This is a genomic window from Mesorhizobium sp. B264B1B (assembly GCF_020165765.1).
In the GTDB taxonomy this organism is placed as follows: Bacteria; Pseudomonadota; Alphaproteobacteria; order Rhizobiales; family Rhizobiaceae; genus Mesorhizobium.
The window spans coordinates 76165-88586 of the sequence record NZ_JAIUIS010000021.1 but is presented as its reverse complement, the minus strand read 5'-3'; the positions used below and the strand labels follow the sequence as shown (position 1 = coordinate 88586).

General features: G+C 63.2%; 14 protein-coding genes and 1 pseudogene. 5 read left to right on the top strand and 10 right to left on the bottom strand.

The annotated features are described in order from the left end of the window. Positions 1 to 9: 9 nt before the first annotated feature. Entirely contained in the window at positions 10 to 855 is an 846-nt protein-coding gene (locus LB547_RS29920; protein WP_181165350.1) for a MurR/RpiR family transcriptional regulator, read from the bottom strand. Between the two features lie 155 nt (positions 856 to 1010). On the opposite strand from LB547_RS29920, the gene LB547_RS29915 reads away from it, so the two are divergent. The 4 genes from LB547_RS29915 to LB547_RS29900 all read left to right on the top strand — a co-directional run bounded on the left by LB547_RS29915 (position 1011) and on the right by LB547_RS29900 (position 3750). Continuing rightward, positions 1011 to 2120, top strand: a complete 1110-nt coding sequence (locus LB547_RS29915; protein WP_140676504.1) for a Gfo/Idh/MocA family protein — start codon at positions 1011 to 1013, stop codon at positions 2118 to 2120. Between the two features lie 54 nt (positions 2121 to 2174). Then, complete coding sequence (locus LB547_RS29910; protein WP_210241356.1) at positions 2175 to 2534, top strand: hypothetical protein; 360 nt, start codon at positions 2175 to 2177, stop codon at positions 2532 to 2534. Between the two features lie 163 nt (positions 2535 to 2697). Then, positions 2698 to 2889 (top strand): hypothetical protein, encoded by a 192-nt coding sequence (locus LB547_RS29905; protein ID WP_140676507.1) that lies wholly within the window; start codon positions 2698 to 2700, stop codon positions 2887 to 2889. A 246-nt stretch (positions 2890 to 3135) separates the two neighbouring features. Further along, a complete protein-coding gene (locus LB547_RS29900) occupies positions 3136 to 3750 on the top strand; it encodes a hypothetical protein (RefSeq protein WP_140676510.1) in 615 nt (204 codons plus the stop codon). A gap of 33 nt (positions 3751 to 3783) precedes the next feature. Here LB547_RS29900 and LB547_RS29895 read toward each other — a convergent pair. Beyond that, positions 3784 to 4157: pseudogene (locus LB547_RS29895) on the bottom strand (helix-turn-helix transcriptional regulator); the annotation flags it as partial. Positions 4158 to 4215: 58 nt separating this feature from the next. Here LB547_RS29895 and LB547_RS29890 point away from each other — a divergent pair. Beyond that, positions 4216 to 4851 (top strand): LysE family translocator, encoded by a 636-nt coding sequence (locus tag LB547_RS29890; protein WP_140563550.1) that lies wholly within the window; start codon positions 4216 to 4218, stop codon positions 4849 to 4851. Between the two features lie 49 nt (positions 4852 to 4900). Here the strand turns inward: LB547_RS29890 and LB547_RS29885 are convergent, their stop codons facing one another. From LB547_RS29885 to LB547_RS29850, 8 genes are all read right to left on the bottom strand, one after another. Continuing rightward, on the bottom strand, positions 4901 to 5398 hold the full coding sequence (locus tag LB547_RS29885; protein WP_140676513.1) for an SRPBCC family protein: 498 nt from the start codon (positions 5396 to 5398) through the stop codon (positions 4901 to 4903). Further along, a complete protein-coding gene (locus LB547_RS29880; RefSeq protein ID WP_140676516.1) occupies positions 5376 to 5741 on the bottom strand; it encodes an ArsR/SmtB family transcription factor in 366 nt (121 codons plus the stop codon). Before LB547_RS29880 ends, LB547_RS29885 begins: the two co-directional genes overlap by 23 nt. Positions 5742 to 5960: 219 nt before the next feature. Beyond that, positions 5961 to 7052: a 3-deoxy-7-phosphoheptulonate synthase gene (locus tag LB547_RS29875; RefSeq protein ID WP_140738861.1), complete on the bottom strand. Its 1092-nt coding sequence runs from the start codon at positions 7050 to 7052 to the stop codon at positions 5961 to 5963. 456 nt (positions 7053 to 7508) lie between these two features. Beyond that, complete coding sequence (locus LB547_RS29870) at positions 7509 to 8303, bottom strand: SDR family oxidoreductase (RefSeq protein ID WP_140517731.1); 795 nt, start codon at positions 8301 to 8303, stop codon at positions 7509 to 7511. Positions 8304 to 8328: 25 nt separating this feature from the next. Beyond that, positions 8329 to 9324 carry an inositol 2-dehydrogenase gene (iolG, locus tag LB547_RS29865; RefSeq protein WP_140563543.1) on the bottom strand — a complete coding sequence of 332 codons (996 nt, stop codon included), beginning with the start codon at positions 9322 to 9324 and terminating at the stop codon, positions 8329 to 8331. A 118-nt stretch (positions 9325 to 9442) separates the two neighbouring features. Then, a complete protein-coding gene (locus LB547_RS29860) occupies positions 9443 to 10210 on the bottom strand; it encodes an ATP-binding cassette domain-containing protein (protein WP_140491237.1) in 768 nt (255 codons plus the stop codon). Positions 10211 to 10212: 2 nt separating this feature from the next. Next, entirely contained in the window at positions 10213 to 11289 is a 1077-nt protein-coding gene (locus tag LB547_RS29855) for an ABC transporter permease (protein WP_140491235.1), read from the bottom strand. Between the two features lie 108 nt (positions 11290 to 11397). After that, positions 11398 to 12339: a sugar ABC transporter substrate-binding protein gene (locus tag LB547_RS29850; RefSeq protein ID WP_140491233.1), complete on the bottom strand. Its 942-nt coding sequence runs from the start codon at positions 12337 to 12339 to the stop codon at positions 11398 to 11400. Between the last annotated feature and the right edge of the window lie 83 nt (positions 12340 to 12422).

The window sequence follows — 12422 nt, the reverse complement described above, 5'->3', positions numbered from 1 at the left end:
GCCTTCCACTCAGGCCTTGCGCCCTTTGCCGGGGTTGCGCCGCTTCTCGCCGACGCCAACGGTCAGCGCCATGGCCAGCGCCATCGTCGCCGATAGCGAGCGGAAGCCGGCAAAATCCGCCTCGGCAACCTCGAACCAGACGCTGGCGAACTGAGCAAGCGGTGAAAACGAGCTGTCGGTGATGGCAATGATCGGCACGCCCTGTTCCGAAATCGTGCGCGCCTCCTCGATCGTGGCCGGCGCATAGGGCGAGAAGGAAATGGCGACGACGGCATCCGCGGGCGTCGCAAAGCTGACCATCTCGGCGTTGAGGCCGGCGGCTGATTCGATCAGCTGGTTGCGGATCTTCAGCTTGCCAAGCGCATAGGCGATGTAGGACGCCACCGGATAGGAGCGCCGCTTGGCCAGCACATAGATGGTCTGTGCCTTGGCCAGCAGGGAAATCGCTTCTTCCAGATGCGCGTCGTCCAGCGTGCGCGAAATGTCGTTGAGCGAGGTGCTGGCGGCGGCGACGAAGCCGTCGAAGATCGCCCGGTGGCCGGCGCCGCCCTCGGCCTTGGCGCGCAGCGCCTGCAGCCGTTCGTCATAGGAGGAGTTGCGCTCGCGCAGCCGTTCGCGAAACACCTGCTGCAGGCTGGTGAAGCCGTCAAAGCCGAGCTGCTGGGCAAAGCGGATCAGCGTCGAGGGCTGCACGCCGGCCGAGGCGGCAATGCTGGCGGCGGTGCCGAAGGCGATATCGTCGGGATTGTCGAGCGCATAAGCGGCGATCTGGGCGATGCGCTTGGGCAGGCTTTCGCGCCGATCGAGGATCGTGGCGCGCAGCGTCTCGAAGTCGCGAGGTACCCGTTCGTCCATCGTCGGCCCGTCCAAGCTCATCGGTGAAGCGTCCTCTCTGCCCCATCATAGCGAGGCTGCGCAAGAACACCATAAAAAATGAGGCAGACATTCCATTCCGAACAAAAATGGACTAATTCATCCACGTAGCATCTATGACGGTGGAGGAACGGAAAATGGTCGGCGTCGGTCTTATTGGCACGGGATTTATGGGCAAGTGCCACGCCATCGCGTGGAGTGCCGTCGGCGCCGTCTTTCCCGACATGACCAAACCGCGGCTTGTCCATCTCGGCGAGGTCAATGAGGATCTCGCCAGGCGCAAGGCCGGCGAGTTCGGTTTCGCCAGGGCGTCCGGTGACTGGCGCGCCGTCGTCAACGATCCCGAAGTGGACGTCGTCTCGCTCACCACGCCCAACCAGTTCCATCCGGAAATGGCCATCGCAGTTCTCGAGGCCGGCAAGCATTTGTGGTGCGAAAAGCCGATGGCGCCGAGCTTCGCCGAAGCCGAGGCGATGGCGGCCGCGGCGAAGAAATCCGACAAGGTCGCGGCGCTCGGTTACAACTACATCCAGAGCCCGGCCATCCGCCATATCGGCGCGCTGCTGGACGAAAAGATCATCGGCGAGGTCAACCATCTGCGCATCGAGATGGACGAGGATTTCATGGCCGATCCCGAGGCGCTGTTCTTCTGGAAGCACGAAGCATCTTCCGGCTATGGCGCGCTTGATGATTTCGCCGTGCATCCGCTGTCGCTGGTGTCGGCCCTGTTCGGCCGCGTCGCCAGCGTCATCTGCGACATGGCCAAGCCCTATGCCGACCGCAAGCTGGCCGCCGGCGGCCGCCGCGCGGTCGAGACCTACGACATTGCCTCCGTGCTGATGCATCTGGAGAACGGCATCGCCGGTACGCTTCTGGTCAACCGCTCGGCCTGGGGCCGCAAGGGCCGCATCGCCGTCCAGATCTTCGGCTCCAAGGGCTCGATCCTGTTCGACCAGGAGCGGATGAACGAGTTCCAGCTCTACCTCACATCGGATCGCCCGACCGAACAGGGCTATCGCACCATCCTCGTGTCGCCACAGCACAAGCCCTACGATCTGTTCGTGCCCGCGCCCGGGCATAGCCTCGGCTTCAACGATCTCAAGATCATCGAATGCCATGAACTGCTGACCCGGCTCGCCGGCAGACCGGCGCGGCTCATCGAATTCGACGAAGGTCTGGAGATCGAGCGCACCGTGCATGCGATGGCGCGATCGTTCGAGGAGAAGCGCTGGGTGGATGTAAGGTAAGGTTCGCTCCGCTGGTCGGTTTAGCCGACGGCCGCTGCGTTGACTTCCCACCCATTGACCCAGATCTGCCGCAACCGATCGCGTTCCGTCACCAATGCGACCAGCGGCAAGATTTTCAAGGGCCTGTCGGGCGGTGAGAAGCGCAAGGTCCGGATCGCGACCGCGCTGGCGCTCCAGGATCTCGTGGCGACCAGGGCGTCCAAGCCGATCGACCTGTTCATCGGCGACGAGATTGACGACGCGCTCGACCCCGCCGGCCTGGAGCGGCTGACGATGATCCTTGAGGAGAAGGCGCGCGAGCGTGGCTCGGTGTTCGTCATCAGCCACAATGAAATGCGGGATCACGTCAAGCAGGTGATGCTGATCGAGAAGATGCCCAACAAGACGACGAAGGTAACGGAGATGGCAGCATAAGCAAGACGACGAGCGGCGTAGGCGCAACGAGGAAGAGGAGCGCCGCCGGCGCGAGTGGGACAATAGCCTGGTGAACCCGGCGAACCCCCTCTCGCCGCTCAACCCGACCAATCCCTCAACCCGACCAGTCCGGCAAATCCGTTCAACAACTTCGGATTCTGACATGAACCGGCACGAGCATCTTGTGACCATCCTTGGCGAGGAAGGCGTCGAAGTCTCGCAACGCTGCTCAAAGGCGCTGCGCTTCGGCCTTAAGGAGGTCCAGCCGGGGCAGCAGATCGACAACGCATTCCGCATCTACGAGGAATTCCTGGATCTGGTCGCCGTTTGGAGACGGCGATCGACGAGGGCTTAGTTCCCGTGCCCTTCGAGCCCTTCGATGAGCAGTGGAAGACGGAAAAGAAGACAAAGGTCGAGAAGTTTCTGCGCTACTCGCGTGAACAGGGGGCGCTGACTGATGGTTGGGGTCGGCGAGTCCCTCTGGCCTAATCAAAACCGCACATTTCGCCGCGACGTGCGGCAGTGTGTCGGCTCGCAAATGTTGAATTGGCGCCGGCAAAACAATACAAAGCCCCGGGGCTTAAATAAGGGGGAACTACCAGTGGCAAATGAACGGCTATCAGCAAGCCTATGGCGTGCTGAAGCAGCGACGCACGCGGCTTTTCAGACAATCAAAGACTTCATCTACCCTGAATACGAAAATCCGGTCAAGGATGCCCTCGTGACGGCGTTCTTGAATGAGAGTGCCCAGATCACGAGATACGTTTCTCCGATCTCTCCGGTGCGAAACCCCGATGCCTTCTACGAAGTGATCGGCTGGGAGAGGGGTATGTTAATCCTGAAGAACCACAATGGCGGGCGCCTCTTTGTGCTGCCCAAGCACTACGAACCGCATCCCGGCCCGGCTAGACCGCCGCGCCGCCAGTGGTGGCAATTTTGGAGAAAGCGCATGCTCTCTATGAACGACTTCCCGTCTCTGCTTCCTCGCACGCCGAGGCCCGAACTCGAATACGAGCACCGGGCCTGCTCTGTGTGTGGATCGCTTACCGATGAAGAGGCCGCAACCCGTTGCAAGCTGGGGCCGGATCGCCGCTGTAAGGGCGGTGCCGAAGCGATGAGCTACCCTGACGGCCGGCTACGGTTTCTTACCGCCGATAGCGCCACCCGCCTGAACGAATACTATGCCTCGCTCGCCAAGTGGGAGGACTGGTCGTGAAGCTCACCGAGAATAAGGCGCATGATCCTTGAAGCGGAGTCCTGTCGGCCGGTAATCCTCGTCGCGTATGGCGCGGCGCACCAGCGCCAGGTCGATCGCACCTGCAGAGGGCGCGGCGAATCCCCACGCATGCAGCGCATTGCCGTCGAGGGTCTGGCGCAAAGGCGGCGGTACCGCGCCGGCGATCTTGGCGCCGACGCGCTGGCTGCCTGCTTGAGCTCGTCGTCGCCCGTGCACTCCAGCAGCGCCAGTGACAGCACGATCGCCTCCATCTCCTCGATCGAAAACATCAGAGGCGGCAAGTCGAAGCCGGGGCGCAGGATATAGCCGATGCTCCTCCCGCCCTCGATCGGCACGCGCATGGCCTGAAGCGCTGCGATGTCGCGATAGATCGAGCGTATCGTCACCTTTGAAAATCAACAGGTTCCGCTGCGGCTGGGCCGAGCGAGGCGACAGGCTACTGACATGAGCTATGCTGAAAATCTCTGGCTGTTCTTTATCCTGCTGTTCGGCATCATCGCCGTTCCGGGCATGGACATGCTGTTCGTGCTGGCCAATGCGCTGACGGGCGGGCGCGACAGGGGCCTTGCCGCGACCGGCGGCATCATGGTCGGCGGCATGGTGCACACGCTGAACGGCGCGATCGGCGTCGGCCTGCTGATGCATTTTTTGCCGATCCTGTTCAAGCCGCTGTTGATTGCAGGCGCCGCCTACATGGCCTTCATCGGCATCACGCTGATGCGCAGCTCCATCACTGTCGGTCGCGACGGGCCCGCCGGCAGCCGCTCGGCATGGAAGGCGTTTCGCCAAGGCCTTGTGACCTGCCTGATCAATCCGAAGGCCTACCTGTTCGTCCTTGCCGTCTATCCGCAGTTCCTGAGAACGGACTACGGCCCGATCTGGATGCAGGCGACGGTGATGGGCCTGCTGACCGTGCTGACGCAGGCCGCGATCTATGGCGGGCTCGCAATATCGGCCGGCCGCAGCCGCAAGTTGCTGATCGCCAATCCGCGGGCGACCATCCTTGCCGGCCGGGCGGCTGGGCTGCTGCTCTTCGCGGTGTCCGTGTTCACCGCATGGGAAGGGCTGAGGGCGGCGTAGTCTTGGGTTGGACCCGACCCGCCGCCCTTCACCTGGGACTCCGGCCGAATCAGGCGGCGCCCTGCTGCGTGGCGAGAAGCTCGTCCAGCTGCTCGAACTGCTCGGACATCGCATCCGCCGCCCCGGCGCCGGCGTCGAGGGCTTCCTTCGAGGGATAGAGCTCGCGCATGACCAGCAGCGTCTTGCCGCCTTTTTCCTCGAAGGTCACCGTGGTGACGGGTCCACCCTCACCCCCTTCGTCATTGGTCCAGACGAGGCGCGAGTGCGGTGTCACTTCGAGATACCTGCCGAAGAACTCGGCAGGGTTCGAGCCGTCATGCCCGAACACCAAACGGTACCCGCCTCCCACACGAACATCCATCTCGCAGGAACGCAGGAACATGCCCATCGACTTCGGCACCCACCACTGCTTGAACAGCTCAGGCTTGGTCCACGCCTCGAACACGACGCGCGCAGGCGCGTCGAAGCTTCGCGTAACGACCAACTCCCGGTCGGACCTCCGTTCCACCGTCGTGCGTTTGGCCTCACTCGCTCTTCCTGCGTCCATCGACTTCCTCCTTGCGTTTCAATTCCTCGACAACCTTGTCCAGCTCGTCGAAGCGTGCGGCCCAGAGCTGCCGGTATCTCTCGATCCATTCCGCCTCATCCTCCAGGCGGCGCAGGCCCAGCTTGCAGGTCCGCACGCGCCCGACCTTCCGCGTCGTGACGAGTCCCGCCTGCTCCAGGACGCCGACATGCTTCTTCATGCCCGTGAGGGTCATGTGGAATTTCTGGGCCAGGTCCGTGATCGAAGCGTCCGCACGGCCCAGCTGCTCCAGAACCCCGCGTCGGGTGGCGTCCGAAAGCGCGGCGAACGAGGCATCCAGGCGGGTCGCGGAATACTGAACCATTTGGTTCAGTATGTAACACGGGGATCGGTGGCATGCAAGGGAGGTGGAGGGCTGCGGCCCTAGAGCAATTCCAAGAAAAGTGCGTGCGGTTTTCTGTCCGGAATTGCGTCAAAACAAAGAGTTAGAGCGGTTCGCCGTTTCCATGAAACGGTGAACTGCTCTAAGGGCGGCGTGGTCCTGGGCTGAAACCGGAAACGCCGCCCTTATGCTCCAACCGGATCAGGCGGCGCCCTGCCGGCTCTCCATCAAGGCGCGGCGCGCCGACCGGCGCCATTCCACGGCGCCGGCAAGGCCGTGCAGCACCGTCTCCGTGGCCGCCCAGTCGATGCAGCCATCGGTGATGCTCTGGCCGTAGACGAGCTGCTTGCCCGGCACGACATCCTGCCGGCCGGCGACGAGATTGCTCTCGATCATGACGCCGATAATGCGCTCGTCCCCCGCCGCGACCTGTCCTGCCACGTCAGCCGCGACCTTGGGCTGGTTCTCCGGCTTCTTGGCTGAGTTGGCGTGGCTGACATCGATCATCAGGCGGGGGGCGATACCGATGCGGGCGAGTTCGACCGATGCGGCCTCGACGCTTGCCGCATCGTAGTTGGGCTGAATGCCGCCACGCAGGATGACATGGCAATCCTCGTTTCCAGTCGTTGCCGCGATGGCGCTGCGTCCGCCCTTGGTCACCGCCATGAAATGATGCGGCTGCGCGGCCGACTTCACCGCCTCGGCGGCGATCCTGAGATTGCCGTCGGTGCCGTTCTTGAAGCCGACCGGGCAAGAGAGGCCCGAGGCCAGCTCGCGATGGATCTGGCTCTCGGTCGTGCGCGCGCCGATCGCGCCCCAGGCGACGAGGTCGGCAATGTATTGCGGCGTGGTCATATCGAGGAATTCGGTCGCCGCCGGCAGGCCCAGATTGTTGACGGCCGACAGCACATTGCGTGCCATCCGCAGCCCCTCGTCGATGTTGAAGCTGCCGTCGAGGTCGGGGTCGTTGATCAGGCCCTTCCAGCCGACCGTCGTGCGCGGCTTTTCGAAATAGACCCGCATCACGATCTCGAGCCGGTCGGACAGAGCTTCGCGCAGCGCCGCCAGACGGCTGGCATAGTCAACGGCCGCGACCGGATCGTGGATGGAACAAGGGCCGACGATGACAACAAGTCGGTCGTCGGCCCCGGTCAGGATGGAGTGGATGGCGTTGCGCGAGGCGGCAACGGTGCGCGTCGCCGTGAGTGAGCGCGGTATCTCGCGCATCACCTCTTCCGGCGTGCTCAGCAGTCTCAGTTCCTTGACCCGAAGGTCGTCTGTGGTGGTCAACACGGCTTCTGCTCCTGGTTGGGAGACCTGCCGGCTGAAAACAAAAAAGCCGCCAGGTCTGGCGGCTTGTCGGACTGTTTGCTGCAATCTTCAGATCGAGCGCAATCCTCCCGCCGCCAGCGAGCTGCTAAAGTACCAATAGGTGGCGGTCAGGTGGATCATGCGGCTCATATAGTCGAAGCGGCGGCGTTTGTCACGTACCCTGGTAGCAAGCAATTTCAGGTGAGGGCCGAGCCTTTGCGATTTCGTCATTCTAGGGCGAAGCAGGAGCGAAGCTCCGTCGCGGAGACCCTGGGATCCATGCCGCGACCTAGATGGGAGAGTGCTGCGGTGCAGAATCTTGCGCCGTAGCGACGGCCCGGAAGTCGCGGCATGGATCCTCGGGTCTGCGCCGCGTCGCTGCGCTCCTTGCTCCGCCCGTGGATGACCACCTGGTTAACGGTTTCGCTTACGCGGCCGCTACTCCGGCGACGCCCCAGCGATGCTCTGGTCGTAGTCGACCAGCGAGCCGGTCATCACGCCGGACTGCGGGCTGACCATGTAGCTGATCAGCCGGGCCAACTGGTCCGGCTTCACCAGCTGGCCCATCGGCTGCGCGGCCTCGGCCTTCTCGAGCCAGTCGTCGGGTGCGTCATGCCATTTCTTCTGCACGATATCCTCGCCCTCGGTGTCCATCCAGCCGGGCAGCACGGCGTTGCAGCGGATGCGATTGAAGCGATAGGCGTTGGCGACATTCTTGGTCAGCGTCATCAGAGCGCCCTTGCTGGTCGAATAGGGTGTCAGGAACGACTGGCCGGTATGCGCCGACATCGACAGCACGTTGACGATCGATCCGGGGGCCTTTTTCTCAAGCAGATGCGCCACCACGCCCTGCATCAGGAAGAAGGGTCCTCGCACATTGGTGTCGAAGATGGTGTCGAACAGCTCCTCGCTAGTCTCCACCAGCGAGCCGCGCGCGGATGTGGCGGCGGCGTTGACCAGGGCGTTGATGGTGCCGAAATGCGAAAGCGCGGTGGCGACGGCGCGCTTGCAGTCGGCCACCTTGGAGACATCGGCGCTGATGAAGATCGCGTCGACGCCCGACTTCTTGAGGCTGGCGACTGCCTTGTCGCCCTTTTCCTGCGAGCGGCCGATCAGCGCCAGCGCCCGGCAGCCTTCGTCCGCCAATGCCTCGGCGACCGCGAAGCCTATGCCTTGTGCGCCGCCGGTGACGATGGCGCGCGTTTGTGAATTGCGATCGGCTGATGCGCTCATCGCTCTGCTCCTGTGCTTTAAGTCGTTACTTGTCGAGGCGGACGGTCTGGCCTGATGTCGCCGATTTCAGTGCCGCATCCGCCAGCCGAAGTGCGATGAGTCCGTCCGTCCCGCTCGGTGCCGCCTTCTTGCCCGACGTCGCGGCGGCGATGAAGGACGCAATCTCAATGGCATAGGCGTCGAGGTAGCGGGTCATGAAGAAATCGTGCAGCGGCGGGCGGGTATAGCCCTTTTCATTGGCCAGTTCGATCGAGACCGGCCGCTGGTTTTCGGCCGCGACCATGCCTTTCGAGCCATGCACCTCGATGCGCTGGTCGTAGCCATAAGTGGCGCGGCGGGAATTGGAGATGACGGCCTGCTTGCCCGACGCGGTTTCGAGGATGACGCTGACCGAGTCGAAATCGCCGGCCTCGCCGATCTTCTTGTCGACCAGCACCGAGGCATGCGCACTGACCGCCACCGGCTCTTCGCCGAGCAGGAAGCGCGCCATGTCGAAATCATGGATGGTCATGTCGCGAAAGATTCCGCCGGAGCGCGCGATGTAGTCGATCGGCGGTGCGCCCGGATCGCGCGACGTGATGGTCACCATCTCGACCGTGCCGATGGCGCCGTCATCGATTGCCTTGCGCACCGCAGCGAAGTGCGGGTCGAAGCGCCTGTTGAAGCCGACCATCAGCGTCGCCTTGGCCTTCTCGACCACGGCCAGGCACTGCTCGACCCGCTTGACATCGAGGTCGATCGGTTTCTCGCAGAAGATCGCCTTGCCGGCCTTGGCGAAGCGCTCGATCAGGTCGGCATGGGTGTCGGTCGGCGTGCAGATCACGACCGCGTCGATGTCCCCGGATTTCTCGATGGCATCAATGGTGCGCACCTCGGCGCCGTAGGCCGTGGCGAGTTCGCTCGCCGCCTTCTCGAAAGCGTCGGCAACGGCGACCAGTTTGGCCTGCGGATTGGAGCCGACGGCGCGGGCGTGGACCTTGCCGATGCGGCCGGCACCGAGGAGGGCGAAGCGGAGAGTCATGGAAATTTCCTCTGGGGAATGGTTCGAAGGTTGGCGGGGCGCCGGTCATGCGCGCAGGTGTTTTTCCGGTCAAGACAAGATCGACAGGGAGGCGATGACCGCCGCCTCCGCGCCCGGTCTAGGCCGCGAGTTCGGCCTCTCCGGTCTTGGCGCCGGTGATGTAGGAAACGATATCGTTTCCGTCGGTGTTCTCCTTGCGCAAATTGGCGACGATGCGGCCACGCCGGAAGACGACGATGCGGTCGCAAAGGTCGAACACCTGGCGCATATTGTGGCTGATCAGGATCAGCGGCTCGCCATTATCCTTCAGCGTGCGGATGATGTTCTCGACCTGCGCGGTCTCCTGCACGCCGAGTGCCGCCGTCGGCTCGTCCATGATGATCAGCTTGGAGGCGAAGGTCGCGGTCCGGGCGATCGCCACGCATTGCCGCTGGCCGCCCGACATATGGCGGATGGTGTTCGACAGGTTGGGGATTTTCACCGCCGTGCGCACCAGCGCGGCTTCGGTCGCCTTGCGCATCCCCCGGCGGTCCAGGATCGAAAACGGTCCCAGATTGAACAGCACTTTTTCTCGGCCAAGGAACAGGTTCGACGGCACGTCGAGGTCGTCGGCCAGCGCCAGGTTCTGGAACACGGTCTCGATGCCGGCCTCTCGCGCCTCGATAGGGCCCGAAAAATTGACTTGCTTGCCGTCGAACCAGATCTGGCCGCTGGTCGGTTGCTCGACGGCGGTGATCTGGCGCACGAAGGTCGACTTGCCGGCGCCATTGTCGCCCATGATGGCGACGTGTTCGCCCTTGCGCAGCTCGAAATTCGCGCCTTCCAGCGCCTGCACGCCGCCATAGCGCTTGGTCAGGTTTTCGGTCTTCAGGACGATGTCTGACATGGTCAAGCCCTCAATGCCCGCAGGCGTTGGCGCCACTGGTCGAGAACGACGGCGCCGACGATGATCACGCCCTTGACCATCTCCTGGTAGTAGGCGTCGAGGCGCAGGAAGGTGAAGCCGGAGATGATGACGCCGAAGATCAGCGCGCCGATCACCGTGCCGATGATCGAGCCGCGGCCGCCCGACAGCGATACGCCGCCGATGACCGCCATGGCGATGGCGTCGAGTTCGTACATCACGCCCATGCCGGCCTGGGCGGTGAGGTTCTTGGAAGACAGCACCACCGCGGCGAGCGACGCGAGTATGCCGGCGATGACGTAGACCAGGATCTTGTGGTTGGCGATCTTGATGCCGGACATGCGCGCGGCGTCCTCGTTGGAGCCGATCGCATAGCAATGCTTGCCGTATCGTGTGTAGGTCATGATCAGCTGGAACAGCACGGCCAGCGACAGGAAGATGATGACGGGCATCAGGCCCTTGCCGATGGCGGCGAAGCTCTCGGTCGGGAACGAGATGGGCTGCCCCTTCGACCACCATTTGGCGATGCCGCGCGCGGTCACCATCATGCCTAGCGTGGCGATGAAGGGCGGAATGCGCGTGTAGGCGATCAGGGCGCCGTTGACCAGGCCTGCCAGCAGCCCGCAGCCGATGGCGACCAGCACCGGTACGATGACCGGCAGGTCGGTCCAGCCCTGAGCCAGGAACATCGCCTTGGGATTGGGGTTGCCGTTGACCGTCGCCACCTGGGCGAAGCTCATGGCGATCATGGCGGTGGCGCCCACGATCGAACCCGACGACAGGTCGATGCCGCCCGATATGATAACCTGCGTCACGCCGATGGCGATGATGCCGACGATCGATACTTGCAGGATGATGATCTGTAGCCGCGCCTCGTTGAAGAGGCCGCCGACATTGCTGCGGGTGTTGAACAGGAAGCTGTCGCCGAGGAAGACGCGGCCGATCAATTCGAAGATGACGACCAGAATGACGAGCGCCAGAAAGACGTTGAATTCCGCCGGCCATATGCGCTTCTTCGCATCATAGCTGACCCCGCCGACGCCATGAGATGTCTGTGCCAATCTTCTATCCTCCGTCAGCCGCGGTCGCTCCTGGCACCATGAAAGCGCCGAGAGGAGGAGCGGCGCCCGGTCCTATGAGCGCCGCCCCGAGGTGAACCGTTCCGCCGCTCAGTTCTTCTTCAGGAACTTGTCGATGTTGGCCGGCGTCACCAGTTGGAAGGGCACGTAGACCTTGTGTTCGACCTTCTCGCCCTTGGACAGTTTCAGTGCCGCGTCGAGCGCGCCGGCGCCCTGGCCGGCCGCGTCCTGGAACACGGTGGCGTCGAGGTCGCCTGCCTGCATGGCGGCGAGCGCGTCCTGCGTGGCGTCGACACCGCCGACGACAACCGTCTTCATGTCGACATTGGCGGCCTTCATTGCCTGGATGGCGCCGATGGCGCTTTCGTCATTGTTGGCGATGACGCCGTCGAACGGCTTGCCGGTCGACAGCCAGTTGGTCATCAGGTTCTGGGCCTCGTCGCGGTTCCAGTTCGACGTCTGCTTGTCGATGATCTTGATGAAGCTGCAATCCGGCGTCGCGATCACCTCCTCGATGTCCTTGGTGCGCTGCACGGCTGCCTGGTTGGAAAGCTCGCCCATGATCACATAGACATTGGCTTCCTTCTTGCCGGCTTCCTTGAACAGGCGGCAGACCTCCTTGGTTTCGAGCGTGCCGGAATCGGCCTCGTTCGAAGCGACGAAGGCCTGATTGTCAGGCAGCGTGTCGACATTGACCGGTTCGCGGTTGACATAGACCAGCGGGATCTTGGCGGCGGCCGCGGCATCCGACATCGCCTGCGTGGCCGAGGTGTCGACCGGATTGACGATGATGGCGTCGACGCCCGATGCGGCGAAGTTCTTGATCTGGTCGAGCTGTTTGGCGACGTCGTTCTGTGCGTCCTCGACCTGCAGCTCCACGCCGCTCATGCCCTTGGCCTGCTCGATCATGCCGTTGCGCAGCACGGTCAGGAAATTGTCGTCGAACTTGGCCATCGACACGCCGATCTTGGCGGCCATGGCGGACGAACTCATCAGCGCCGCGAAAGCGACGCCCAAAATCATTTTCTTCATTGTATCTCTCCTCCACTTTGGGTGTCCGGTCGCACCGATCTATCCGGAATCCCCGATCTCCTCGGGGAATCTCTCCCTGATAT